This is a genomic window from Phycicoccus sp. CSK15P-2, assembly GCF_016888005.1.
In the GTDB taxonomy this organism is placed as follows: Bacteria; Actinomycetota; Actinomycetes; order Actinomycetales; family Dermatophilaceae; genus Phycicoccus.
The window spans coordinates 51,620-75,540 of record NZ_JAFDVE010000002.1 but is presented as its reverse complement, the minus strand read 5'-3'; the positions used below and the strand labels follow the sequence as shown (position 1 = coordinate 75,540).

Here is a 23,921-nt window from a genome sequence, read left to right as displayed (position 1 = left end):
GTCGGTCCCGGGACACCCAGGCGGGCGATGCCCCGACTGCAGACTTCCCGGTGGTGACCCACCCGCGCCAGTCGTCGTCGTTCCTCCGACGATGGCTCCGGGTGCCTCACCCTCAGGACCCGCCGGTGGTGACCCACCCGCGCCAGTCGTCGGGGTCACTCTAGCGGGCTACCTCGTACGCGGCTGCTCCGGCCACGTGCCGCCGAGCACGCGGTCGACGTCGAGCACGACGACGACCCGCTCGGGGTTCGGCCGGGGCTGCCGGTAACGGCCGGCGTAGCGCTGCTCGGCGTCCCGGACGGCGTCGGCGTCCTCGAGCACCCGGGTCGTCCCCTCGAGGGTCAGCCAGCGGCGGCCGTCCACCTGGGACAGCGCGGCACGGCGTCCCGCCCTGGCCTGGCGGACCTTGGCGCTGCCCCGGCTCGCGATGACCCGGGCGACGAGGGCGTCCGCGTCCCAGGTGAACCCGACCGGGACGACGTGCGGGCTGCCGTCGCGGCGCAGGGTGGTGAGGGTCGCCAGGTGACGCTCGCGCATGAACTCCAGGGCTGCGGCCGGCAGCTCCGCGGGGGTCAGCGCCACGACCGGTCCGTCGCGAGAGCTGACAGGACCTCGACGAGCATCGTCCGCTCCTGCACCTTGATCCGCTCGTGCAGGGTCTCGACCGTGTCGCCGGGCTCCACCCGCACGGCACGCTGGTCGACGATCGGCCCGGTGTCGACCCCGGCGTCCACCCAGTGGCAGGTGCAGCCGGTGACCCTGACCCCGTGCCGGAGGGCGTCGCGCACCCCGTGTGTCCCCGGGAAGCTGGGCAGCAGCGCCGGGTGGGTGTTGAGCACGGGGACCGCCTCCAGCACGGCGGCACCGAGCACCTTCATGAAGCCGGCCGAGACGACGACGTCCGGGGTGTGGTCGCCGACGAGCCGGGCCAGGGCGAGGTCCCAGTCGGCTCGGGAGTCGAAGTCCGCCACCTTGCAGACGAACGTGGGCACCCCGGCGGCCGCCGCGCGGTCGACGCCCCCGGTGCCGTCGCGGTCCGCCCCGACGGCGACGACCTCGAACGGCGCGCCCGAGGAGGCGGCGTCGAGCACCGCCTGGAGGTTGGTGCCGGACCCCGACACGAGGACGACGAGACGCAGCGGGTGGCTCACCGCCGCAGCCTCCACGCGTCCCGCAGCACGTAGCCGACGGCCCCGACGAGGAGCGCGAGGAACACGCTGAGGGCCAGCCGGCCTGCCGGGGCCCCCACGGCGGCGAGCCGGAACTGCCCCGCGGAGCCGCCGCCGAGAAGGTCGAGCGCACCGACGGCGAGGGAGGTCGTGGCACAGGCACAGGTGGCGACCGCGAGCTTGGTGCGCAGCCGCGACAGGCGTGCCACGGTGGCCACCGCCCGCCGTCCGACCCAGACGCCGGCCCCGACGAGCACGGCGAGACCGCCGAGCGCGGCCGGCACGGGGTAGGGCCCGGGCTGCGGCAGGGCGCCGAGGACGGGGACGAGGGGCAGCAGGCCGCTCTCGACGCCGTCCCACGACACGACCGCTCCCCCGACGACGGTGAACCCCGGGCCGCCCATCAGGCTCACGACCCACAGCGCGAGGTTGGGCAGCGCAGCGACCTGGGCGAGGGCGAGCACGAGGACGTCCGTGCGGTCGGCCGTGAGGCCGTCCTGGACCGCCGCCACCTGGGGCCAGGCCAGGAGCACGGCGACGCCGATGACGAGCGTCCCGAGCACGACGAGCAGCGCGACGCCCGCGAGCCCCGGGCCGAGGCCACGCCGCACGACGTCCGGCAGGACCGGGACGAGGCGGGGCCCGAGGACGTCGGGGTCGTCCCGGGCGACCGGGGCCAGAGCGAGCCACAGCCCGGCGACGGGGACGAGGAACGCGGGCACGAGGACGGTCCAGGGTCGTGGAACGAGAGCGCCCGAGTGGGCCACCGCCCACACCGCGCCGGTGCCGAGCGCGTAGCCGGCCCACCAGGCACCGACGGCCCCGGCGAGGTCCCGTGGGAGGGTGCCGGCCCAGTACCCGCCGTCGGTGCGCACCCGGACCATGGCCTCGCGGGCGCCGTAGCGGGCGAGCACGACGAGGACCGCCGTGCCGAGGAGCGGGGTGAGCGTGATCGTCGCCGGGCCGGCCGAGACGTGCGCGCCGCCGAGGAGGAGCCACAGCGCCGCGCCGAGCCGGACGGCGTCGGCCCGCTCGGTGCCGTCCAGTGGTGCGGCGTCCCAGGCCAGCACGACGGGCACGACGACGAGCGCCGCGGAGACCAGGGCCGTCAGGGCACCGATCAGCGCAGCGCGCCGCCAGCCGGGGCCCCAGGGCGAGGTGTGGGCAGGCTCCTCGGCACTCGGCAGTGCGGCCCGAAGCCGGTCGATGACGGTCATCGGGGCCAGTCTCACCGATGCCGGACCTCGGACCCGCCAGCACACGCCGCGTCGCTGCTCCCGGTGCCCGGACGCGTCGCTGCTCCCCGTGCCCGGACGGGTCGCTGCTGCCGGTGCGCGGCCGCATCGGCCCTCGGTCGCGGCAGGGCCGACGCTCCGGAGACCTCCTCTGTCCGGACTGTGCTCTGCTTCTCCTGGAGAAGCAGAGCACAGTCGACGGACACGGCGGGCAGACGTCGCGCGAGGCGGTCGACGGGTGGGCCTGCGAGTCGACCGAGGTGCCTGACCCCCAGTACGTGGTGGACCGGGTCTGCACCCGTGACGGGCACCGGGTCACGTGGCAGAGGTCGTGACCGGAGGGTCAGGACGAGAGCGACTCCATGATGTGGCGCATGAGCTCGGCGGTCTCGGAGGGCGTCTTGCCGACCTTGACGCCTGCGGCCTCGAGGGCCTCCTTCTTCGCCGCGGCGGTGCCGGACGAGCCGGAGACGATGGCGCCCGCGTGGCCCATCGTCTTGCCCTCGGGGGCGGTGAAGCCGGCGACGTAGCCGACGACCGGCTTCGTCACGTGCTCCTTGATGTAGGCCGCCGCGCGCTCCTCGGCGTCGCCGCCGATCTCGCCGATCATGACGATCGCGTCGGTGTCGGGGTCGTTCTGGAACGCCTCGAGGCAGTCGATGTGCGTCGTCCCGATGACCGGGTCACCGCCGATGCCGACCGCGGACGAGAAGCCGAAGTCCCGCAGCTCGTACATCATCTGGTACGTCAGCGTTCCCGACTTCGAGACCAGGCCGATCCGGCCACCCTCGGCGATGTCGGCCGGGATGATGCCGGCGTTGGACTGCCCGGGGCTGATCAGCCCGGGACAGTTCGGGCCGATGATCCGGGTGCCGCCCTGCTGCGCGGCGTAGTTGTAGAACTCCGCGGTGTCCTTGACCGCGACGCCCTCGGTGATGACGACGCACAGCGGGATGCCGGCGTCGATGGCCTCCGTCGCGGCGGCCTTCGTGAAGGCGGCCGGGACGAAGACGACCGACACGTTCGCGCCGGTGGCCTCCATCGCCTCGGCGACCGAGCCGAACACGGGGACGGTGACGCCGCCCTCGAACTCGACCTCGGTGCCTGCCTTGCGCGGGTTGACCCCGCCGACGACGGCGGTGCCGGACCGGAGCATCCGCTGGGTGTGCTTCATGCCCTCGGAGCCGGTCATGCCCTGGACGATGACCTTGGAGTCGGTGGTGAGGAAGATGGCCATGGGTCGTGTGTCTCTCTTCTCGCTCGCTCGTCGGTCAGTTCTGGGAGGCCAGCTCGGCGGCCCGGCGCGCGGCGCCGTCCATCGTCTCCTCGAGGGTGACGAGGGGGTGGGCCCGCTCGGCGAGGATGCGCCGGCCCTCCTCGACGTTGTTGCCGTCGAGCCGGACGACGAGCGGCTTGGTGGCCTCGTCGCCGAGCTTGTCGAGTGCACCGACGATGCCGTCGGCGACGGCGTCGCACGCGGTGATGCCGCCGAAGACGTTGACGAAGACCGACTTCACCTGCGGGTCGCCGAGGATGACGTGCAGGCCGTCGGCCATGACCTGCGCCGAGGCGCCGCCGCCGATGTCGAGGAAGTTCGCGGGCTTCTGCCCCCCGAACTCCTCACCGGCGTAGGCGACGACGTCGAGGGTGCTCATGACGAGGCCGGCGCCGTTGCCGATGATGCCGACCGAGCCGTCGAGCTTGACGTAGTTGAGGCCCTTCTCCTTGGCCTGCGCCTCGAGCGGGTCGGTGGCCGAGGAGTCCTCGAGCGCCTCGTGGTCGGGGTGCCGGAAGTCGGCGTTCGCGTCGAGGCTGACCTTGCCGTCGAGGGCGACGATGTCCCCGCCCTCGGTCTTGACGAGCGGGTTGACCTCGACGAGCGTCGCGTCCTCCTCGCGGTAGACCGTCCACAGCGTCTTGACGACCGGCTCGACCTTCGCGGCGGTGTCGGCGTCGAACCCGGCGGCCTCGACGATCTCGCGGGCCTTCGCGTCGTCGATGCCGACGTTGGGGTCGACGACGACGCGGGCGAGGGCCTCCGGCCGCTCCACGGCCAGCTGCTCGATCTCGACGCCGCCCTCCCGGGAGCACATCGCGAGGTAGGTGCGGTTGGCGCGGTCGAGGAGGATGGAGAAGTAGTACTCCTCGGCGATCTGCGCGCCCTGGGCGATCATCACGCGGTGCACCGTGTGGCCCTTGATGTCCATGCCGAGGATGGCGCTCGCGTGCTCGTGCGCCTCGTCCGCGCTCTTGGCGACCTTGACCCCACCCGCCTTGCCGCGGCCACCGGTCTTGACCTGGGCCTTGACGACGGTGACGCCGCCGCTGGCGGTGCCGATGCGCTCGGCCGCCTCCTTCGCCTCCTCGGGGGTCGTCGCGACGGCCCCGGCGAGCACGGGGACACCGTGCTTCTCGAACATGTCACGGGCCTGGTACTCGAAGAGGTCCACGAGGCGATCCGTCCTCACTGGTAGCGAATGGTGATCCGCACGGCAGCGTATCCGCGGCCCGCGCCGACGTCCGCACCGGAGGAGCCCGATGGGTGCAATCTCACGCGCGAACGGTCGTCCCGGGCGACGGCCGGTGCCCCTCGGGGCCGGGCCGCCGCACGCCGGAGGGGTGGCGCGACCGCTCGGCCGCACCACCCCTCTGCCAGGTCAGGAGACCGTGAGCGCGGTGTCGTCCACGACGAACGACGTCTGCAGGGAGACGTCCTCGTCGAGGAGGAACCTCACGGTGACGGAGCTGCCCTTGTACGCGGTGAGGTCGTACGACTTCTTCACGTAGCCGTTCGTCGCGTCGAGGTTCGAGTACGTCGCGAGCGTCGTCGTCGAGCCACCGACGACGACCTGCGGGCGCATCGTGTCGTAGGCACGCGTGGTCGTCCGCTCCGAGGTGTCGACCCGGACGTAGAACGTGAGGACGGCCGACGTGGCGGTCGACGGGATGGTGACCGTCTGTTGCTCGGTCTCGGTCGTCGTCCGGCCGTTGCCGCCGAGCCACATCTTCCAGCTGCCGGTCCGGGCCGGGCGGCCGGTGTTGTTCGTGATCGGTCCGCTGGAACCGGTCCACACCGTGGCGCCGGACTCGAAGCCCGGGTTCTGCAGCAGGTTCCCGCCGGCGGGCGGCTCGGGGTCGCCCCCACCGCCGCCACCGCCACCGTCGCTGCCGCAGCTCTCGCTGCCGGCCGCGACGTTGATCGCGGAGAACGCCGCCGCGACGGCGGTGCACTCCTGCGAGCCCTCGCCGTAGAGCTCCTTGGCGGAGGCGATGGCGCCGTCGCGAGCCGCCGCGTAGGTGCTCGTCGAGGTGAGCTTCGTGGCGAGCGTGCGGTACCAGATCTGCTCGACCGCGGCGCGGCCTGTGCCGGTCACGCTCGAGCCGTTGCACGTGGGGCTGTCGTAGGCGACGCCGTTGACCGTCTTGGCGCCGCTGCCCTCGGAGGCGAGGTAGAACCAGTGGTTCAACGGACCCGAGGAGTAGTGCGGGTCGAGGTTCTTCGTCCCGGTCGTCCAGCAGTCCTGGCTGCGTCCGTCCTTGCTCGGCTTGTCCATGTACCGCAGCGGGGTGCCGTTGCCGTTGATGTCGATCTTCTCGCCGATGAGGTAGTCGCCCCGGTCGGTGGAGTTCTCCGCGTAGAACTCCACGGCGGTGCCGAAGATGTCCGAGGTCGCCTCGTTGAGGCCACCGGCCTCACCGCTGTAGATGAGGTCGGCGGTGTTCTCCGTGACGCCGTGGCTCATCTCGTGCGCCGCGACGTCGAGCGAGGTGAGCGGGTGGGTGTTCCCCCTGCCGTCGCCGTACGTCATCTGGGTGCCGTCCCAGAACGCGTTGTTGTACGCGTTGCCGAAGTGCACCCGGCTGCGGGCACCGGTGCCGTTGTCCCAGATACCGGCTCGCCCGAGGACGGTGTCGTAGTAGTCGTACGTCATCTCGGCGCCGTACTGGGCGTCGACCCCGGCGGTCTGCCGGTTCGAGGGCGACCCGTCGCCCCACACGTCGTCGGCGTCGGTGAACAACGTCCCGGTCAAGGCCCTGTTCGACGACCCGTTCATGTCCGTCGTGTGGTTGTTCCGGCTGTCCCTGAGCTCCCACGACGAGCCGTTCCGGGTGGTGTGGAGCGTGACCGTGCCCGAGTACATGGAGTTGCCCGTCCCGTGCACGATCTCGTCCCAGCTCGTGATGACCTTCCCGGAGTCCGCGTCGACGATCGTGTGCAGCCGGCTCGGGGTCTGGTCCTCCTTGACGCCCGTCGTGAGGACGTCGTAGGCGAGCCGCGGGGTGCCGGAGCCCGCCCAGACGACGAGCTCGCCGTCGCTCTTCTCGTTCTTCGCCGCGGAACGCTTCTCACCCGCGGCGAGGGCCGCCGACCGCTCGAGGGACGGCTTCGTCGTCCTCGCCCCGACCGCGCGGTGCCCGGCGTTGAAGGCGACGTCGCTGACCTTCCCGGCCTTGGACTTCTCGACGACGAGGTCGCCGCCGACGACGCGCAGCCCGTTCCAGGTGCGGTCGTAGCGCACGTGAGTCGTGCCGTCGGCGTCGGTGACGACCGCACGCTGGACGAGCTTCTCGTTCTTGTCGAGCCCGAGGGCGGCATGGTCACCGGTCGGGGAGGCGGGCGTCGGGGCGGCGGGGACGGCGGCCGCGGTGGCGGCGGTCAGTCCCCCCAACAGGGTCGCGACGGCCGCGCCGAGGGCGAGGCCGGGAGAGTTTCTTCTCACGGGGAAGGTCAGCTCCTTCGTGGGGTCGACGCCCGGGTCCGGGCACGGGGGAAACCTGCTCCGTGAACCCCGACCCCGACAATGCCTCTTGCGAAGAATTGACCCAGGGTCGGGAACTCTTTACCTGAGGTCGGCCCGGACTTGACCTCACCCCGACGCGCTCGAGAGCCGTCCCGCCCGCCGTAGAGTGACGGCTCCCATGGCAGCGACGCTCCGGCCCAGTGCGGACCCGGGACCGGCCACCGGCCCCAGTGTGTCCGTGACGTCGTGCGCGCGCACCCTCCTGCGGGCGGCGTCCACCGTCGGCGACCCGGCGGTCCTCGCCGGTGCGGCCGTCGAGGCCGCGTGGCTGACGGCCCACCTCGCGACGTGGCCTGCCGGCCTCCTCGCCCCGGGAGGGTCCACGGCGCGTCCGGACAACCGCGTCGAGCACCTCCCGCCGGTCCAGCGGGGGCTCCTCGTCTCCGACATCGAGGCCGCCGGCACGCCGATCCTGCTCGTGCACGGCATCGTGAGCAACCGGTCGATCTTCACCCTCCTGCGGCGGGGGCTGACCCGCCGCGGCTTCACGAACGTCCTCGCGATGAACTACGCGACGGTCGCGACCGACGTCCGCACGGCCGCGCTGCGGCTCAGCGAGGAGGTCGAGCGCATCGCGGAGGAGACAGGGTTCGAGCGGATCCACGTCATCGGCCACAGCCTCGGTGGGCTCATCGCGCGCTACTACGTGACGAGGCTCGGCGGAGACCGGCGGGTGCACACCCTCGTGACGCTCGGCACCCCGCACGAGGGCACCTACGCGGCGTACGCGGTGCCCACCCGCCTGATGCGCCAGATGCGTCCCGGGAGCGGGCTCATGCGTGAGCTCGCCCGCCCGGTGCGGGGCTGCCGCACGCGGTTCATCGCCTACTGGTCGGACACCGACACCGCGATCGTGCCGCAGCGCTCGGCCTCCCTGCGCCACCCCGACCTCGGTGCTCGCAGCGTCCGGCTGCACGGCGCCGGCCACCTCACGCTCCCGATGCTCGGCGAGGTCGTGCACGGCATCTCGGCGGCGCTGGCCCAGCTCGACACGGACGGCTCCACGGTCCGGCGCGGAGCCACCCCCATCTCCCGGAGAAGCGCCGCGACACGCCCGTATTCCCCGCACGACGACCTTTTCTGAGAACGCGCCCAGATTTGACACAGTTTCGACACGTCGGACATCCGTGCAGGTCACGGATGTGGGGCCGGAAATGCGCCCCCTCGACCGTTCGGCCGAGGCTCTCAGGTTCACCTTTGTGTCACGGAAAGGTCACGGTACGGTAAGTCGGCCGCAGGGGCCTGAACGTTGCTCCACCACCCCACCCACGAGGTCCATCCAGTCGTGAGTCACCGCTCGTACCAGGGGCGCCACACCGGTCGCCACCGCGCCCAGCGTCGCCGTGTCCGCCCCCCGCGCGCACTCAGCGCCGGCTTCGTGCTCCCCACGACCGCCGCCGCAGCACTGGTCGTCACGGCCACCGGGGCGAGCGTCGCCGAGTCCTCGCCGCTCGACAGCGCGGGTATCGACCTCACGGGCAAGCAGTCCGCCATGGTCCGTGCCCAGGAGGCCGCGGACGAGGTCGTGGCCGCCGAGATCGCCGACCGCCGCCAGGACGCGGCCATGCAGTCCTCGGCCGTCCAGGGACGCGCCGAGGAGAAGGCCCGCGCCGCCCGCGCCGCCAAGCGCAAGGCCGCCAAGGAGGCCAAGGCCCGCGCCGAGGCCGAGAAGCGCGCCAAGAAGTGGGTCCGCCCGATCAAGACGTGGAACGTCAGCTCCGGCTTCGGGTGGCGCTGGGGCAAGCAGCACGACGGCATCGACCTCGCCGCCCCCACCGGCACCCCGCTCTACGCGATGTCCAAGGGCACCGTCCTCTCGGCCGGGTACCGACCGAGCTTCGGCAACAAGGTCGAGATCCTCTACTGGGACGGCTCGATCTCCTGGTACGCCCACATGAGCCGGATCGACGTCGTCGCCGGCCAGGAGATCGTCGCGGACCAGCAGGTCGGGCTGGTCGGCAACACCGGCCACTCGTTCGGCTCGCACCTGCACCTGGAGTTCCAGCAGACGACGCAGCACGACAGCCCGATCAACCCGGTGCCGTGGCTGCAGAGCCACGGCCTGTGGTGACGGTCCCCACATCGGAGCCTGACGACGAACGCCGCCCCTCGGGGCGGCGTTCGTCGTCTGCGGGACGTCGGAGCGTCCCCGCGGAGGGTCAGAGCTTCTCGAGCGGCGCGAACCGCAGGACGAACCGCTTCACGCCGAGCTCGCCGCCGAAGTCGACCTCGGCCTGGGTCTTCTCGCCCTCCCCGAGGGTGCGTACCACGGTGCCGAGGCCGTAGGTGTCGTGGGTGACGCGGTCGCCGGGCGAGAGCGGGATGACCGGCCGGTTGCCGGGCGAGCGAACGCCCGGGCGCGCCGCCAGCGTGGCGACGGCGGGACGCTGCCGGCCGACCGCGGCCGCACCGGACAGCTCGCGCTCCCAGGTGAGCAGCTCGTCCGGGATCTCGTCGAGGAAGCGGGACGGCGGGTTGTACTGCGGTGCGCCCCAGGCCGACCGGACGGCGGACCGGGACAGGTGAAGACGCTGACGGGCCCGGGTGATGCCGACGTAGGCGAGCCGCCGCTCCTCCTCGAGCTCCTTGGCGTCCCCGAGGCTGCGCAGGTGGGGAAAGGTGCCGTCCTCCATCCCGGTGAGGAACACGACGGGGAACTCCAGGCCTTTCGCGGTGTGCAGGGTCATCAGCGTGACGACGCCCTGATCCTCCGCCTCGTCGTTCTCGGGGATCTCGTCGGCGTCGGCGACGAGCGAGACCTGCTCGAGGAAGTCCTCGAGGCTGAGGACCTCACCGGTCTCACGGCGGGCGTCGTCGAACTCGCGGGCGACGGCGACGAGCTCGGCGAGGTTCTCGACGCGGGTCTCGTCCTGGGGGTCGTGGCTGTCGCGCAGCTCGGCGAGGTAGCCGGTGCGGTCGAGGACCGCCTCGAGGAGGTCCGAGACCCCGGCGTCCTCGTCGTCGCGCACCCGCCCGAGGTCCTCGAGGATCGTCGTGAATCCGCGGATGGCGGCCGCCGAGCGGGTGGCGATGCCCGGGGCGTCGTCGGGCCGCCCCAGCGCCGCGACGAACGGGATGCGCTCGCGCTCGGCGAGCGCGGCGACGCAGGCCTCCGCACGGTCGCCGATGCCGCGCTTGGGCACGTTGAGGATCCGCCGGAGGTTCACGGTGTCGGCGGGGTTGGAGAGCACCCGGAGGTACGCGAGCGCGTCCTTGACCTCCCGCCGCTCGTAGAAGCGGGTTCCGCCGACCACCTTGTACGGCAGGCCGACCCGGACGAAGACCTCCTCCAGGGCGCGGGACTGGGCGTTGGTGCGGTAGAAGACGGCGACATCCCCGGGGCGGGTGCCGTGCTCGTCGCCGAGGGTGTCGATGGTGCGGGCCACGAACGACGCCTCGTCGTGCTCGTTGTCGGCGACGTACCCGACGATCCGCGCGCCGTCGCCGCTGTCGCTCCACAGGTTCTTCGCCCGGCGCCCCTCGTTGCGGGCGATGACGGCGTTCGCGGCACGCAGGATGGTCTGCGTGGAACGGTAGTTCTGCTCGAGGAGGATGGTCCGCGCCTGCGGGTAGTCCTCCTCGAACTCCTCGATGTTGCGGATCGTCGCGCCGCGGAAGGCGTAGATCGACTGGTCGGCGTCGCCGACGACGACGAGCTCGCTGGGCTCCACGCCGCGCGCCCCGACGGCGCCCCGACCTTCGGCCGTGTCGCCGTCGGGGGCCCGGCCGCGGGTCTCGTCCGACCCCACGAGCTCGCGGACCAGCTGGTACTGCGCGTGGTTGGTGTCCTGGTACTCGTCGACGAGCACGTGCCGGAACCGGCGGCGGTAGTGCTCGGCGACGTCGGGGAACGCCTGGAACATGTGGACGGTGGTCATGATGAGGTCGTCGAAGTCGAGCGCGTTGGCCTGCCGCAGGCGGCGCTGGTACTCGGTGTAGGCCTCGCTCAGCACCTGCTCCTGGTGCGTCCCCTCCTGCGAGATGCGGCTCGCGAAGGTCTCCTCGTCGACGAGCTCGTTCTTGAGGTTGCTCACCTGGTGCCCGAAGGAGCGGGGGTTGTAGCGCTTGGGGTCGAGGTCCATGTCGCGCAGGACCATCGACATCAGGCGCTGGCTGTCGGCGGCGTCGTAGATCGAGAACTGCGAGCGCAGCCCCACCTTGTCGGCCTCGCGGCGCAGGATGCGCACACACGCGCTGTGGAAGGTGAGCACCCACATGGCCCGGGCGCGTGGCCCGACGAGCGCCTCGACCCGTTCGCGCATCTCGGCCGCGGCCTTGTTCGTGAAGGTGATGGCGAGGATCTGGCCCGGCTGGACCCCGCGGTCGGCGAGGAGGTGGGCGATCCGGTGGGTGAGCACCCGGGTCTTCCCGGAGCCGGCACCCGCGACGATGAGCAGCGGCGGCCCCTCGTGGAGCACCGCCTCGCGCTGCTGGGGGTTGAGCCCGGCGAGGAGCACCTCGGCGTCGGGGCGGCCCGCCCGCCCCCCGTCCGGGCCGGAGCCCGCGGCGGCGGCCTCCGCCCACGTCGGCACCCCGGCCTCGTTGACGAGCGCGGCGTGCGCGCTCGCCCGGGCGGCGGGGTCGTGGTGCGGGTCCTGCCCGCCGAAGTCCAGGCCGTCGAAGAGGGTGCTCATCTCGCGGACCAGCCTACGTGCCGGCCCCGACGCCGTCGCTCCCCATCCGGCTCAGCGGCGTCGGCGACCCGGGCGGCCCGGGGTCCGCTCCCACCACCGCTCCGGCGTTCCTGGAAGCCGCGGCAGGGCGGGCGAACGTGGCTGGCGCACCATGGAGAGCACGGCCGCCACGACCATGCCCACGACGAAGACGACGGGACGGGGTGGGCCGAGAACGACGGGCTCCCACACCTCGGGGTCGAACGCCGTGAAGACGGTGAACAGCAGCCCGAGGACCAGAAGCATCACCCCGGCCCGGATGACGACGTCCGGCACCCGTGGCCGACGGCCGACCCGTCGCGCCGCGCGATGCCCCAGCCACAGCTCGAGGGTCCACGGCAGGACCCCGGCCCCGAGGGCGAAGACGGCCAGGACGACGAGGTCGCCGATCGTCACCGACATCCTCGCCGACCACGAGCCACCCCGGAAGAAGGCGGTGACGGCAGCGAACATCCCGACGGCCCCAACGGCGGTGGCGACGGCCCGCCCGAGCACCCGCCAACGCGAGAGCGGCCGAACCCATGCGCGGGCATAGTCGGCGGGCTGCCCGAAGGCCTGCACCGGGTCCTCGCCCGTGGTGCGGACGTGGTCGAGGAGGTCGGCGACGACCACCCGCACCCGTGGCTCGGCCAGCCCTCCCTGGCGGAGCTGCTCGGCAAGCATCGCCCCGTACGCCGCGGCCGCGTCCGGCCGGGGCCGGATCCCGTCCCCTCGTCCTGTCATCTCATCCCTCCAGTGCCGTCGACATCCGGGCTGCGAAGGCCCCCCATCCCGCCCGGCCGGCCTCGAGCTCGGCACGCCCGGCCGCGGTGACGAAGAAGTACCGCCGCGGCGGCCCCGAGCTCCCCGTGACCCACTCGCTGCGGACGAGCCCGTCGTCCTCGAGCCGCCCGAGGAGCGGGTAGAGCGTCCCGCCCTTGAGGCCGGTGAGCCCGGCCTCCGCGAGCGACCGCAGCAGCCCGTAGCCGTAGGCCGACCCCTCACGCACCAGGGCGGCGAGGACGGCGAGGTCGAGCACACCCTTGAGCCACTGGCTCTCCCGGTCCTCGCGTGCCACGACCACGGCGACGATCATCGGGCAACTAGATAGCGAAGTCAACTAGATGGCATTGCAGGCAACCAGACACGACCTCTGGGGAGCGCTCCCCATCGCCCGAGAGCTTCCGGCGCTGCTAGCGTCCTCGCGGCTCGGGCGGACCCGCCGGGCCCTTGCTCTCGCACAAAGGGATGTCCATGCTCATCTGGGGTTGGGGACGCAAGTCCCGCACCGTCCGGCTCAACGACGCCGAGGCGGTCATCGCCACGTTCCGCTACTTCAGCCTGTTCTTCGTCTTCTCGACGACGTGGGGCACGCGGTACGTCCTCGCCCGGGTCCAGCCCGACGGGACCACCGGCTACCGCGACCTCGCCGACCAGGAGGCGATGGCTGCGGCGAACGGGGGCGAGCTCCCGGCCCCGACGCCGTGGCAGCGGTTCAGCCTCCTCGGCCTGCTGGCCGTGGGGATCGTCCTCGTGGTGCTCGTCGCGTCGCTCGCCTGACCCGACGCCCTACGGTGTCCCCATGGCCTCGCGCAAGGGTGAGCACGGTGAGCCCGTCGTCCTCGACGTGGACGGCTTCGACGTGCGCGTCTCCAGCCCGGGGCGGGTCTACTTCCCGGCCAGGGGCGAGACCAAGCTCGACCTCGTCCGCTACTACCTGTCGGTGGGCGACGGCATCGTGAGCGCCCTCCGGGAGCGGCCGTGCATGCTGCACCGCTTCCCCAAGGGCATCGCCGGCGACAAGGTGCACCAGAAGCGGCTGCCCCGCGGCGCGCCTCCGTGGGTCGAGACGGTCCGGCTGCACTTCCCCCGGTACGGGCTGCACGCCGACGAGCTCTGCGTCACCCGCCTCGCCGACGTCGCGTGGGCCTGCCAGATGAGCACCGTCGAGTTCCACCCGTGGAACAGCCGCCGCGCAGACACCGAGAAGCCCGACGAGTGGCGGATCGACCTCGACCCGATGCCCGAGGCACCGTTCTCCCGGGTACGACGGGCCGCTCACGTGGCCCACGAGGTGCTCGACGAGCTCGGTGCCACCGGGTGGCCGAAGACGAGCGGCGGGCACGGGCTGCACGTCTACGTCCGGATCGCGCCCGAGCACGGGTTCCAGGACGTGCGGCGCGCGGCGCTCGCCTTCGCCCGCGAGGTCGAGCGACGTCTGCCGGACGACGTCACGACGACGTGGTGGCGGCGTGACCGGGACCCCGCGGCCGTCTTCGTCGACTACAACCAGAACGCCCGCGACCACACCATCGCGGCGGCGTACTCGGTGCGCGGCAACGACATCGGTACCGTGTCGGCGCCGATCGCATGGGACGAGGTCGACGACGCCGAGCCCGACGACTTCACGATCGCGACGATGCCCGCGCGCTACGCGCAGCTCGGGGACCTGCACGCCGGCATCGACGACGCGGTCTTCGACATCGCGCCACTGCTCGAGTGGGCGGAGCGGGACGAGGCGCAGGGAGCCGAGCCTCCGCCGGAGCCCGAGGACGACACCGGGAAGCCCTGATGGACCTCGTCGTGCCGCCGGGGCCGGGGGTTCCGCACGGGCTGACCGTCCCCGCAGCGCTGCTCGTCGAACGGTTCTCGCGGTCGTCCGGCCCCGGCGGTCAGGGCGTCAACACCGCCGACAGCCGGGTCGAGCTCGAGCTCGACGTGGGCGAAGTGGGAGGGCTGACCGAGCCCCAGCGACGACGCCTGCTGCGGGCGCTGGACGGACGGCTCGTCGACGGGCGCCTCCTCGTCGCGGCCTCCGAGCACCGTCAGCAGCGCCGCAACCGGGTCGCGGCCCGTGAGCGGATGGCCGACATCCTCCGTGAGGCTCTGGCGCCCCCTCCACCGCCACGCCGCGCGACCCGACCGACCCGCGGCTCGGTCGAGCGCAGGCTACGCGCCAAGCGACAGCGGGGCGACGTCAAGTCGCTGCGTTCCCGGCCCTCGCGCCGCCCCGACCTCTGACCCGCAGGACCGGCCCGTGACCGGGCGCGCGTGGCAGATCGCGGTCACCCGCCGCGGAGCAGGCGGTGTGCCTCCTGGTCGGAGTAGAGGTCGCCCGTCCACTCCGTTCCCGACCACGTCTCGAACCCCGGTCGGTCCGGGCTCGGGTACAGCCCCGGCGGCAGCCGACCCGGCGCCGGCCGGCCCACGACCGCACCGGTGCGGCGGTCGAGCACCCAGCACCCCGAGAAGTCCCAGGCCACCGCGCCACCTTCGCCGAAGGCGTAGGACAACCCACGCTTCGGCCTCCGCAACCCGGGCCTGAACTCGCCCACGTCGAGGGTGAAGGTGGCGTAGCCGGTGTGCAGCTCGCGCATCAGGGAGTCGCCGACCCGGCGCCACGCCCGTGCGACGGGTCTCACCGCCACCAGCAGCAGGAGAGCGAGCAGTATCGCCATCCATCCACCCAGGGGATCCGCCAGGAGAAGGACGACCACGATAATCCCGAAGAATCCCCCGACGAAGCGCCGGATGAACCGTATTCCGAGGTCTCCGGCACTCGGGGAGACGACGAGGGCCGGCGGATGCGCGGGGACGGTGGGCAACAGCAGGTCGCGCCTCGCCACGGGGTAGGCGGGCACGAGGTCCGGAGTCGGGAGCGCCGGAGCGGCCATGCGGACAAGTGTGGCGGCCCGGGCAGCGAGTCTCGACGAGGTCGCGATCCACCGTTCGGGCACTTCAGTTCGGGCACTTCAGCCCGCTCGTCGGGAGCGAGTGCGCGCCGCGAAGGGGGTCAGAACGGGGGCGCGTCGGGCAGTGGTGCCCGTGGGGTGATCTCGAGGACGCGAGCACCGCGCCACATCGCCTCGTGGTGGTCGAGGCGGTACCGGAGGTGTTCTTCGAGGACGCTCGGCAGCTCGGGTGGGTGCGCTCGCCGCGGGGGCGGGTCGGGTTCGGGGCCGAGGCCGGGGTCGAGATCGGACTCGGGGCGGAGGGTGAGCGCGTCGAGGGCGTCGAGGGGCCGGGTGGTGGTGGTTCTCCCGGTGGGGTCACGCCACTCGGCTCGGGCGTCCGTGTGCAGGCGGAGCGACCACCCGGGTGACTGCTTGACACGGTGATGCCTGCGGCACAGACAGAGCAGGTTCGCGGCGGACGTGGGACCGGCCGGCCAGGGTCTGGCGTGGTCGAGGTCGCAGAGCCTCGCCGCGACGCTGCAGCCGGGGAAGCGGCAGCCACCGTCACGGGCCCTGACGAGCGCGGCGAGCCTCGCACCGGGCCGGTAGCCGTCCGTGGAGAGGGCTTCGTCGAGGTCGAGCCGAGCCCCGGTGGCGGAGTCACAGGCAACGACCCGCGCGACGCCACCCTCCTCGACCCGCTCGGCGAGCCATCCCGCCGGGACCAGGAGCGGCTCGGACGGCCGGGCACCGTGCACCTGCACGAGGTCGCCGTCCTGCACACCGCCCTCGTGCGACGGGGCGCTCCCGGCGGCGGGGAAGGTCGGGACGACGGGAGCGGCGCCGGGCCGGGCCGCCTCTGCCGGGACGGCGAGGACGACCTGGACCTGGACGTCGGCCTGCTGCAGGACGAGGTCGGTGAGGGCCTTGGCGCGCGCCTGGTCGATCCCGGTGCAGAGGCCGTCGGTGACGTACCGACGGGCGAGCTGCGTGATCGCGGACCAGGCCTGCGCCGAGGACTCGGACGGGAAGCTGCCGTGCCAGACGTCGACGCCCGGCTCGCCCACCCAGCGACGCAGCTCGACCTCGGACCGAGCGCGCTGGGCTCGGCGGCGCAGCAGGTCCGGGGAGATCCGTGCGAGCAGCGCACGCGTCCGCCGGCGCAGCCCTGCCGCCGGCTCGGTGTCGAGGTGCGGGTCGAGCGCGGCGACGACCGTCTCGGCGACCTCGGCCGGTGCGTCGAGGAGCTCGTCCGCGACGACGCCGGCCCGGTGGGCGTCGAGCCGGCCGGTGCGCATCGCGATGTGCAGGCCGGTGAGGCCGTTCGGCTCCGGGCGGTCGTCGCCGTCAGCGGGGACGGGAGCCCGGCCGGCCGCGAGGCGGACGGCCTGCTCGACCCGGCGCTGAGCCTGGTGGTGCGACGCGCCGAGGACGGGCGCGACGAGGTCGGGTGCGTCGAGAGCGACCCGGCCGGGGCCGCGGTCGACGCGACCGAGGGTGCCGTCCTCGCACCACACCGGCTCGACGGATGCCGCCCGCGCGATCGCGGCGTCCTGCACCGCGGTGAGCCGGTTGACGAGGGCCTGGCAGTCACGGGCGACGGCCAGCCACTCCTCCTGCGACCGGGGCTCGGAGGCGTCGTGGACGAGCGCGTCGAGCGACGCGACCGCGGTCTCGACGGCCTGCTGCGCTTTCATGCCTCCCCCTTCCCCCATGTGTCGATCCTACCCAGGAACAGCTGTTCATACAAGTGTTCGAATGCAGGGAATCAGGCTGGACCACAACGTTTTCAAGAAGCTGCACGGAACGACGGAGAGATTCGGCACCCGGCCACGACGCATCCCGTCCCCGGCCGGCGGAGACCCGACCGGAGCCCGAGCCGGGTCGAGCATCCGAGTGGACCAGGCCTCCGAAGCAGGCCGGGCCTCCGGGCCAGGCCGGGCGTCCGAGCCGAGCGCGCCGTCCGAGCGGCCCGGACGCGAGAGTCGGCGTCACCTCTACGGTGGTGCGATGGGTGAGACCGCTCCGCATCCCGTCACGGGCGTGCCGTCCACCTCCCCCGCGACCCCGGGCGCCGACTGGCCGGGCGACCCGGCCGACGCCCACACCCCGGTCGCCCGGACGCCCACCCAGGTCCGCCGCCTGGCCGCCTCCGCCACCGACCTCGGTGAGCTCGACGCCCGGGTGTCGGTGTGCCGCGCCTGCCCCCGCCTCGTGCGGTGGCGCGAGGAGGTCGCGACGACCGGCCGTCGCGCCGCGTTCGCCGACGAGCCGTACTGGGGACGCCCCGGGCCGTCCTTCGGTGACCCCGACGCCGACGTCCTCCTCGTCGGGCTCGCCCCCGCGGCGAACGGGACGAACCGCACGGGGCGGATGTTCACGGGCGACTCGTCCGGCGACTTCCTCTACGCCGCGCTGCACCGCACCGGGTTCGCCGCCCTGCCCACCTCGGTGGGGGCCGGAGACGGGCAACGGCTCACCGGCCTGCGGATCGTCGCCGCCGTCCGGTGCGCGCCACCGGCCAACAAGCCCACCGGGGCCGAGCGGGCGAGCTGCGCGCCCTGGCTGGAGCGGGACCTCGCGCTGTCCGCGCCGCGGCTCCGGGCCGTGCTGTGCCTCGGCGCCATCGGATGGGACGCGCTGCTCGCGGCCGCCCGGTCGCTCGGGTGGGACGTCCCCCGGCCGAAACCGCGCTTCGGGCACGCCGCCGACGTCGTCCTGACGACCACCGAGGGTCGCTCGGTCCGCCTCGTCGGCAGCTACCACGTGAGCCCGCACAACACGTACACCAAGCGCCTCACGCCGCAGATGCTGGACGACGTGCTCCTCGGCCTCCGCGACGCGTGAAACCCGATGGCGCGCCCCGGGGGCGTTCCGTACCGTCCGCGACATGATCACCCTGGTCCGACCCGACGCACGCCTGCGGGATTCCTACCTCGCCGCCCACGACGAGTTCGTCGCCATCGGTGAGGAGCTGCGGGACGGCGACGGCGACTGGGTCGAGGAGGCGGACGAGGGCGGCTTCGCCGGTGTCGCCTTCACCCGGGAGGAGCTGGAGACGCCCGAAGGGTTCGAGCGCCTCGCCGCCCACCGGCGCGACCAGTCCCTCGAGGACCACCCGCGCCCGACCGGCCACGTCCCGTGCACGTTCCTCTGGATGGTCGACGACGCCGCCCCGTCCACGTACCTCGGTTCGCTGGCCGTCCGGCACCGGCTCACCCCGTTCCTGCTCGAGGCGGGCGGCCACGTCGGCTACTCGGTGCGTCCCTCCGCGCGGCGCCGTCACGTCGCGACCGACGCGCTCCGGCTCGCCCTGCCCGTGTGCGCCGGCCTCGGGATCGACCGCGCCCTCGTGACCTGCGACGACGACAACGTCGGGTCGGCGCGCGTCATCGAGGCGAACGGCGGGGTCCTCGAGGACGTGCGCGGTGACAAGCGCCGCTACTGGGTCACCACCGCGCCTCGAGGCCGACCTAGGCTGGCGGGATGAGCGACCGCAGCGGCCCGGCCCTCGTCGTCCCACACACCGGCGGCCGTGAAGTGCTCACGGTCGAGCAGCGCACGGCGGACTCCCCCGGCCCCGGCCAGGTGCTCGTCGAGGTCGCGGCGGCCGGCGTCAACTTCCTCGACGTCTACCAGCGTGAGGGCGTCTACCCGATGGAGACGCCCTACGTCGCGGGCAACGAAGGGGCCGGGACGGTCGTCGAGGTCGGCTCGGAGGTCCACCGGTTCGCCGTCGGCGACCGCGTAACGTGGCCCCAGGGGGTCGGCAGCGCTGCCCGGTACTGCGTGCGGGACGCCGACGGGCTCGTCCGCGTCCCGGACGGCGTCGCGCTCGACAGCGCGGCGGCCGTCATGCTCCAGGGCCTCACGGCGCACTACCTCACCCGGAGCACCCACGAGGTCGGCGCCGGAACGGTGGCCCTCGTGCACGCGGCGGCCGGCGGGGTCGGGCAGCTGCTCGTCCAGATGGTCAAGAGCCTCGGTGGGGTCGTCGTCGCGACCGCCGGCGGGCCGGACAAGTGCTCCAGGGCCGAGCGACTGGGCGCCGACCACGTCATCGACCACCAGGCTGTCGACGACCTCGCCGCGGCCGTGGCCGACGCGGTCGGGGAGCACGGCGTCGACGTCGCCTACGACGGCGTCGGGAAGGACACCTTCGACGCCTCGCTCGCGTCCCTGCGCCCGCGGGGCACGCTCGCCCTGTTCGGTGCGGCGAGCGGCCAGGTGCCGCCGTTCGACATCCAGCGGCTCAACCGCGGCGGCTCGCTGTTCCTCACCCGTCCGACGCTCGCGCACCACCTGGCGACACGGGGGGAGCTCGAGTGGCGGGCCGACGAGGTGCTGGGGGCCGTGGCCGACAGGTCGCTCGAGGTCACGGTCGGCGGCCGGTACGACCTCGCCGACGCCGCCCGCGCCTACGAGGACCTCGAGGGACGACGGACCCAGGGCAAGCTGCTGCTCGTGCCCTGACCCGCGAGGTCAGGACCAGAGGACCGCGACGGCGACGTTGAGCACCGCCAGCCAGCCCGCCACCTCGACCAGCTGCCGACGCTGCGTGCCGCTACGACGGGCCTTCCCGGACGCGATCTCGGCGCAGGCGGCGACACCGAGGGCGACGAGGAGCTTCACGGCGACCTTCGTGTGGTCCACGGGGTCGTCACCCATCTCGGCGAGCCCGACGAGCAGCAGCCCGGTGACGATCTGGGCCCGGGCACCCCAGACCAGGGCGGGCGTCGCCTTCCCGCGCGCCACGAAGACGGCGCTGCCGATGACGGCGGCCATGCCGAGCAGGTGGGCCAGGACGAAGAGGTGCTCGACGAACTCCATGCCGTACAGCCTAGGGGCCCGACCGGCACGACCCGGCCCGCGGTCGGCTCGCGGGGAGCCGCCCCGGGCCGCTGCTCTCCGGCAGGCGCCGGCCCCGGGGTGTCGCTACCGTGCAGCGCAGCCCTGCCGCCGACGCCAGGAGGACCCCGTGCCCGACTCCCCCCGCGGACGGACGCTCGCCCGCGCGATGCGGCCCGTCAACACCGTCGTCGAGCGGTACATCCCCTCCGCCCTCGTCTTCGCCGTCGCCCTCACCTTCGTCGTCGCCCTCATGGCGCTGTTGCTCACCGACGCCGGGCCGAAGGAGGTCGTGACGGGGTGGGGCGACGGGCTGTCGGGGTTGCTCGCGTTCATCACCCAGATGGCGCTCATCCTCCTGCTCGGGCACACGCTGGCGCACACCCGGCCCGTCCGCCGCCTGCTCCGCGCGCTGGGTGCCGTCCCGGGCTCACCCGCCGGCGCCTACGTGTTCGTCTTCGCGGTGGCCGCGGTCGCCTCGCTCGTCACCTGGGGCCTGGGCCTGGTCGTCGGGGCGCTGCTCGCCCAGGAGGTCGCGGCCCAGGGCCGGGAGAAGGGGATACGGCTGCACTTCCCCATGCTCGTCGCGGCCGGGTTCTCCGGCTTCGTCGTCTGGCACATGGGCTACTCGGGCAGCGCGCCCCTCACCGCCGCGACACCCGACTCGTTCGTCGCCGAGCAGCTCGGCGCCCCGCTCCCGCTGTCGCAGACCACGTTCGCCGTCTGGAACGTCGTCGCAGTGGTCCTCGTCGTCGCCGCCGTCGCGGCGGCGCTCTTCCTCGTGGCCCCGCGCGAGGACGACCGGGTGGTCGAGCTCGAGGTCGACGCCCGGGACGACGGCCCGGCCCTCGACGACGACATCGTCACCCCCGCCGACCGGGTCGACGCCAGCCGGCTCCCGACACTCGCCCTCGGGCTCCTGCTCGTCGCCTACCTCGCGCTGCACGTCGCGGACGGCGGCACCCTCACCCTGGACGTCGTCAACTGGACGTTCCTCGCCCTCGTCCTACTGCTCGTCCACAACCCCTTCGAGCTCATCGCCCTGACCAAGAACGCGGCCTCCAACGTCGGCGAGATCCTCCTGCAGTTCCCGCTCTACGCCGGGATCCTCGGCATCATGACCGCATCGGGGCTCATCGAGGTGCTCTCCGACGCCATCACGAGCGTGGCCTCCCCGCAGACGTTCGGGGTGCTCGCGTTCCTGTCCGCCGGGGTCGTCAACCTCTTCGTGCCGTCCGGTGGCGGCCAGCTGGCTGTCCAGGGGCCGGTGCTCCTCGAGGCGGCCGGGCAGCTCGGGGTCGACCCGTCGGTCGCGGTCATGGCGGTGGCCTACGGCGACCAGTGAACGAACATGGTCCAGCCGTTCTGGGCGCTGCCGCTGCTCGCCATCGCCGGGCTGAGGATGCGCGACATCCTCGGGTACACGACCGTCACGCTGCTGGCGTCCGGTGTCGTCCTCGCCGGGACGCTGCTCGTCGTGTCGCTCTGAGACCGGACGCCCGGGGGCTGCGTTCAGACGAGGCGGCGCCCCATCGCCCAGGCGGTGAGCTCGTGCCGCGAGCTCAGCTGCAGCTTGCGCAGCACGGACGACACGTGCGTCTCGACGGTCTTGACCGAGATGAACAGCTCCTTGGCGACCTCCTTGTACTGGTAGCCGCGCGCGATGAGCCGCATCACCTCCCGCTCGCGGGCGGACAGGCGGTCGAGCTCCTCGTCCACCTCCGCGATCTCGCCGGCCGCCGCGCCGAAGGCGTCGAGGACGAACCCGGCGAGCCGGGGCGAGAAGACCGCGTCTCCGTCGGCGACCCGCTGGATGGCGGTGACGAGGTCGCGTGCGGTGATCGTCTTGGTCACGTAGCCACGCGCCCCGGCCCGGATCGTCGCGATGACGTCCTCGGCCGCGTCCGACACCGACAGCGCGAGGAACCGCACCGGCGTCCCGTCGGCGGTCTCGACACCGGCACATCCGCGGATGACGTCGCCGCCGCCGTTGCCGGACCCGCCGGGCAGGTGGACGTCGAGGAGCACCACGTCCGGGGTCTCCGTGCGGATGACGGACACGGCCGTGTCGACGTCCGGAGCCTCGCCGACGAACTCGCAGACCGGCCCACCGGCGGCCATGGCCTCCGTGAGCTCGGCCCGCACACCCGTGCGGAACATCCGGTGGTCGTCGACGAGCACGACCCTGATCGGGGTGGACCTGGCGGTCGGGGGTGTCGTCATGACGGGTCTCCTTCCAGCGGTGGCAGCCGCAGCTCGACCTCGGTGCCGTCCTCGCGTCTCCGGACGCGGGCGGCACCACCGTGTCGCTCCATCCTGCCGAGCACGGACTGGCGGACGCCGAGCCGGTCCTCGGGTACCGCGTCGAGGTCGAAGCCCTCCCCACGGTCGCGGACGAACGCCTCGACCCCGGACGGGCCGATCTCGACATAGGCGGTGATCGGCGGCGCCGCGTGCCGGACGGCGTTGAGCAGCGCCTCGCGCATCGCCCGCGAGAGCGCGGACCCGTGCTGCTCGAAGGGCCGGTCCCCGGTGACGACGAGGTCGACCGGCACGCCGTGCAGGTCCTCGACCTCGTGCGCGACCTCGGTCACGGCCGCCGCAAGCGACTCCTGGGAGCCCTGCGGGCCGTCGTACAGCCAGGACCGCAGCTCGCGCTCCTGGGCACGGGCGAGCCGGGTCACCGACGCCGGGTCACCGGACTGCCGCTGGATGAGGGCCAGGGTCTGGAGCACCGAGTCGTGCAGGTGCGCGGCGATGTCGGCGCGCTCGGTGGCCCGAGCGGCCGCGACCTGCTCGCGCCGCAGGTCGCCCCACAGCTGCACGGCCCACGGGGCGACGAGGAAGAGGGTGCCGAGCAGCACGGCGACGGCGGAGAGGAGCGCGTCCCACACCTCGGAGACCGAGTTACCCCGGGTCACGAGGACGAGGATGCCGACGAGCGCGAGCGCCGTGCCGAGCGCCACGCGCACCCATCCGACACCGCCGCGGCCCCCGGCGAGCCAGCGCCCCCGCTGTGCCTCGTCGAGGTTGGACCAGGCGACGACCGCGCCGACCCCGATGACGAAGGCGGGCACGAGGACCGAGCTGCGGACCGTGACCCCCACTCCTGGCACCGAGAGCGCCAGACCGACCACGACGAGCACGACCCCGCCGACGATGACGAGCACCGACCGTCGGCGGTCGCTCCACAGCGCGGAGGGCTCGCCCTCCGGGGCCACGTCCTCCAGCGGTGTCAGGGCCCAGAGGAAGCCGTAGGCCGCGATGCCCGCGCCCCCCGAGAAGGCGAGGACCACCACCGCGAGCCGCACGGCAGTGACCGAGACCCCGAGATGGCGGGCGATCGCGGCGCAGACCCCGGGCGTCCACCCCGCGCGCGAGCGCACGAGCGGCGGACGCGCCGACACCGGGGCCGGCTCGGGGACGGCCTCGGGGCCGAGCCGGGTCGCGGCGGGCTGGTAGGGGGTGGGCACGGCACCATCCTGACGCACGTCCGGCCGCCTGGGGACCCTCGCCGGGGTCCGGTCAGGGAGGGGTCAGG

At 73.3% G+C, this 23,921-nt stretch carries 22 protein-coding genes and 1 pseudogene; 9 read left to right on the top strand and 14 right to left on the bottom strand.

Annotated elements, in window-relative coordinates; genetic code table 11:
- Positions 1-168: 168 nt before the first annotated feature.
- From JQN72_RS01025 to JQN72_RS01005, 6 genes are all read right to left on the bottom strand, one after another.
- Positions 169-582, bottom strand: coding sequence for a TIGR03618 family F420-dependent PPOX class oxidoreductase (locus JQN72_RS01025; protein WP_204133292.1), 414 nt, complete (start codon positions 580-582; stop codon positions 169-171).
- Positions 573-1,151: a phosphoribosylglycinamide formyltransferase gene (purN, locus tag JQN72_RS18130; protein WP_307812338.1), complete on the bottom strand. Its 579-nt coding sequence runs from the start codon at positions 1,149-1,151 to the stop codon at positions 573-575. The genes JQN72_RS01025 and purN overlap by 10 nt, the downstream gene beginning before the upstream one ends.
- A complete protein-coding gene (locus JQN72_RS18125; RefSeq protein WP_239099928.1) occupies positions 1,148-2,386 on the bottom strand; it encodes a DUF6350 family protein in 1,239 nt (412 codons plus the stop codon). Before JQN72_RS18125 ends, purN begins: the two co-directional genes overlap by 4 nt.
- A gap of 361 nt (positions 2,387-2,747) precedes the next feature.
- The gene (gene sucD, locus JQN72_RS01015) at positions 2,748-3,641 is read right to left on the bottom strand and encodes a succinate--CoA ligase subunit alpha (protein ID WP_204133291.1); all 894 of its coding nucleotides are present in this window, start codon (positions 3,639-3,641) and stop codon (positions 2,748-2,750) included.
- 34 nt (positions 3,642-3,675) lie between these two features.
- Positions 3,676-4,854 (bottom strand): ADP-forming succinate--CoA ligase subunit beta, encoded by a 1,179-nt coding sequence (sucC, locus tag JQN72_RS01010; protein WP_204133290.1) that lies wholly within the window; start codon positions 4,852-4,854, stop codon positions 3,676-3,678.
- A 207-nt stretch (positions 4,855-5,061) separates the two neighbouring features.
- The gene (locus JQN72_RS01005; RefSeq protein WP_204133289.1) at positions 5,062-7,125 is read right to left on the bottom strand and encodes a M4 family metallopeptidase; all 2,064 of its coding nucleotides are present in this window, start codon (positions 7,123-7,125) and stop codon (positions 5,062-5,064) included.
- A gap of 199 nt (positions 7,126-7,324) precedes the next feature.
- Here JQN72_RS01005 and JQN72_RS01000 point away from each other — a divergent pair, with 199 nt between their 5' ends.
- A complete protein-coding gene (locus JQN72_RS01000; protein ID WP_204133288.1) occupies positions 7,325-8,290 on the top strand; it encodes a triacylglycerol lipase in 966 nt (321 codons plus the stop codon).
- A gap of 294 nt (positions 8,291-8,584) precedes the next feature.
- On the top strand, positions 8,585-9,277 hold the full coding sequence (locus tag JQN72_RS18655; RefSeq protein ID WP_204133287.1) for a M23 family metallopeptidase: 693 nt from the start codon (positions 8,585-8,587) through the stop codon (positions 9,275-9,277).
- A gap of 88 nt (positions 9,278-9,365) precedes the next feature.
- Here the strand turns inward: JQN72_RS18655 and pcrA are convergent, their stop codons facing one another.
- Genes pcrA through JQN72_RS00980 form a run of 3 tightly spaced genes read right to left on the bottom strand, consistent with a single transcriptional unit; the run spans position 9,366 to position 12,954 of the window.
- On the bottom strand, positions 9,366-11,840 hold the full coding sequence (pcrA, locus tag JQN72_RS00990) for a DNA helicase PcrA (RefSeq protein ID WP_204133286.1): 2,475 nt from the start codon (positions 11,838-11,840) through the stop codon (positions 9,366-9,368).
- Between the two features lie 51 nt (positions 11,841-11,891).
- Complete coding sequence (locus JQN72_RS00985) at positions 11,892-12,602, bottom strand: hypothetical protein (protein WP_204133285.1); 711 nt, start codon at positions 12,600-12,602, stop codon at positions 11,892-11,894.
- Position 12,603: 1 nt separating this feature from the next.
- Positions 12,604-12,954 carry a PadR family transcriptional regulator gene (locus tag JQN72_RS00980; protein WP_204133284.1) on the bottom strand — a complete coding sequence of 117 codons (351 nt, stop codon included), beginning with the start codon at positions 12,952-12,954 and terminating at the stop codon, positions 12,604-12,606.
- A 158-nt stretch (positions 12,955-13,112) separates the two neighbouring features.
- Between JQN72_RS00980 and JQN72_RS00975 the strand changes: the two genes are divergently transcribed.
- Genes JQN72_RS00975 through arfB form a run of 3 tightly spaced genes read left to right on the top strand, consistent with a single transcriptional unit; the run spans position 13,113 to position 14,879 of the window.
- Positions 13,113-13,418, top strand: coding sequence for a hypothetical protein (locus JQN72_RS00975; RefSeq protein ID WP_204133283.1), 306 nt, complete (start codon positions 13,113-13,115; stop codon positions 13,416-13,418).
- A 22-nt stretch (positions 13,419-13,440) separates the two neighbouring features.
- Positions 13,441-14,430 carry a non-homologous end-joining DNA ligase gene (ligD, locus tag JQN72_RS00970; RefSeq protein WP_204133282.1) on the top strand — a complete coding sequence of 330 codons (990 nt, stop codon included), beginning with the start codon at positions 13,441-13,443 and terminating at the stop codon, positions 14,428-14,430.
- Positions 14,430-14,879 (top strand): alternative ribosome rescue aminoacyl-tRNA hydrolase ArfB, encoded by a 450-nt coding sequence (gene arfB / locus JQN72_RS00965; RefSeq protein WP_374190865.1) that lies wholly within the window; start codon positions 14,430-14,432, stop codon positions 14,877-14,879. The genes ligD and arfB overlap by 1 nt, the downstream gene beginning before the upstream one ends.
- A 44-nt stretch (positions 14,880-14,923) precedes the next feature.
- Here arfB and JQN72_RS00960 read toward each other — a convergent pair whose 3' ends face one another.
- Complete coding sequence (locus JQN72_RS00960) at positions 14,924-15,532, bottom strand: hypothetical protein (RefSeq protein WP_204133281.1); 609 nt, start codon at positions 15,530-15,532, stop codon at positions 14,924-14,926.
- Between the two features lie 119 nt (positions 15,533-15,651).
- Entirely contained in the window at positions 15,652-17,229 is a 1,578-nt protein-coding gene (locus tag JQN72_RS00955) for an HNH endonuclease signature motif containing protein (protein ID WP_204133280.1), read from the bottom strand.
- A 313-nt stretch (positions 17,230-17,542) separates the two neighbouring features.
- On the opposite strand from JQN72_RS00955, the gene JQN72_RS00950 reads away from it, so the two are divergent.
- Genes JQN72_RS00950 through JQN72_RS00940 form a run of 3 tightly spaced genes read left to right on the top strand, consistent with a single transcriptional unit; the run spans position 17,543 to position 20,005 of the window.
- A complete protein-coding gene (locus JQN72_RS00950; protein ID WP_204133279.1) occupies positions 17,543-18,379 on the top strand; it encodes a uracil-DNA glycosylase in 837 nt (278 codons plus the stop codon).
- 43 nt (positions 18,380-18,422) lie between these two features.
- Complete coding sequence (locus JQN72_RS00945) at positions 18,423-19,022, top strand: GNAT family N-acetyltransferase (RefSeq protein WP_204133278.1); 600 nt, start codon at positions 18,423-18,425, stop codon at positions 19,020-19,022.
- Positions 19,019-20,005 (top strand): quinone oxidoreductase, encoded by a 987-nt coding sequence (locus JQN72_RS00940; RefSeq protein WP_204133277.1) that lies wholly within the window; start codon positions 19,019-19,021, stop codon positions 20,003-20,005. Before JQN72_RS00945 ends, JQN72_RS00940 begins: the two co-directional genes overlap by 4 nt.
- Positions 20,006-20,014: 9 nt before the next feature.
- Here JQN72_RS00940 and JQN72_RS00935 read toward each other — a convergent pair whose 3' ends face one another.
- Positions 20,015-20,362, bottom strand: a complete 348-nt coding sequence (locus tag JQN72_RS00935) for a hypothetical protein (protein WP_204133276.1) — start codon at positions 20,360-20,362, stop codon at positions 20,015-20,017.
- A 187-nt stretch (positions 20,363-20,549) separates the two neighbouring features.
- Between JQN72_RS00935 and JQN72_RS00930 the strand changes: the two are divergent.
- Positions 20,550-21,869 (top strand): annotated as a pseudogene (locus JQN72_RS00930) (short-chain fatty acid transporter).
- A 23-nt stretch (positions 21,870-21,892) separates the two neighbouring features.
- On the opposite strand, the gene JQN72_RS00925 reads toward JQN72_RS00930, so the two are convergent.
- Positions 21,893-22,603 carry a response regulator transcription factor gene (locus JQN72_RS00925; protein WP_204133275.1) on the bottom strand — a complete coding sequence of 237 codons (711 nt, stop codon included), beginning with the start codon at positions 22,601-22,603 and terminating at the stop codon, positions 21,893-21,895.
- Complete coding sequence (locus JQN72_RS00920; protein WP_307812335.1) at positions 22,600-23,853, bottom strand: PspC domain-containing protein; 1,254 nt, start codon at positions 23,851-23,853, stop codon at positions 22,600-22,602. The genes JQN72_RS00925 and JQN72_RS00920 overlap by 4 nt, the downstream gene beginning before the upstream one ends.
- Positions 23,854-23,921 lie beyond the last annotated feature (68 nt).

Bases quoted from the DNA above. Each gene is read 5' to 3' on its own strand.
- JQN72_RS00945 (WP_204133278.1), top strand. From the start codon at position 18,423: ATGATCACCCTGGTCCGACCCGACGCACGCCTGCGGGATTCCTACCTC.
- JQN72_RS00950 (WP_204133279.1), top strand. From the start codon at position 17,543: ATGGGTGAGACCGCTCCGCATCCCGTCACGGGCGTGCCGTCCACCTCC.
- pcrA (WP_204133286.1), bottom strand. From the start codon at position 11,840: ATGAGCACCCTCTTCGACGGCCTGGACTTCGGCGGGCAGGACCCGCAC.
- JQN72_RS00960 (WP_204133281.1), bottom strand. From the start codon at position 15,532: ATGGCCGCTCCGGCGCTCCCGACTCCGGACCTCGTGCCCGCCTACCCC.
- JQN72_RS00935 (WP_204133276.1), bottom strand. From the start codon at position 20,362: ATGGAGTTCGTCGAGCACCTCTTCGTCCTGGCCCACCTGCTCGGCATG.
- JQN72_RS18125 (WP_239099928.1), bottom strand. From the start codon at position 2,386: ATGACCGTCATCGACCGGCTTCGGGCCGCACTGCCGAGTGCCGAGGAG.
- JQN72_RS01000 (WP_204133288.1), top strand. From the start codon at position 7,325: ATGGCAGCGACGCTCCGGCCCAGTGCGGACCCGGGACCGGCCACCGGC.
- arfB (WP_374190865.1), top strand. From the start codon at position 14,430: ATGGACCTCGTCGTGCCGCCGGGGCCGGGGGTTCCGCACGGGCTGACC.
- JQN72_RS00925 (WP_204133275.1), bottom strand. From the start codon at position 22,603: ATGACGACACCCCCGACCGCCAGGTCCACCCCGATCAGGGTCGTGCTC.
- JQN72_RS00980 (WP_204133284.1), bottom strand. From the start codon at position 12,954: ATGATCGTCGCCGTGGTCGTGGCACGCGAGGACCGGGAGAGCCAGTGG.
- JQN72_RS00975 (WP_204133283.1), top strand. From the start codon at position 13,113: ATGCTCATCTGGGGTTGGGGACGCAAGTCCCGCACCGTCCGGCTCAAC.
- JQN72_RS00985 (WP_204133285.1), bottom strand. From the start codon at position 12,602: ATGACAGGACGAGGGGACGGGATCCGGCCCCGGCCGGACGCGGCCGCG.
- sucD (WP_204133291.1), bottom strand. From the start codon at position 3,641: ATGGCCATCTTCCTCACCACCGACTCCAAGGTCATCGTCCAGGGCATG.
- JQN72_RS00955 (WP_204133280.1), bottom strand. From the start codon at position 17,229: ATGAAAGCGCAGCAGGCCGTCGAGACCGCGGTCGCGTCGCTCGACGCG.
- ligD (WP_204133282.1), top strand. From the start codon at position 13,441: ATGGCCTCGCGCAAGGGTGAGCACGGTGAGCCCGTCGTCCTCGACGTG.
- JQN72_RS00940 (WP_204133277.1), top strand. From the start codon at position 19,019: ATGAGCGACCGCAGCGGCCCGGCCCTCGTCGTCCCACACACCGGCGGC.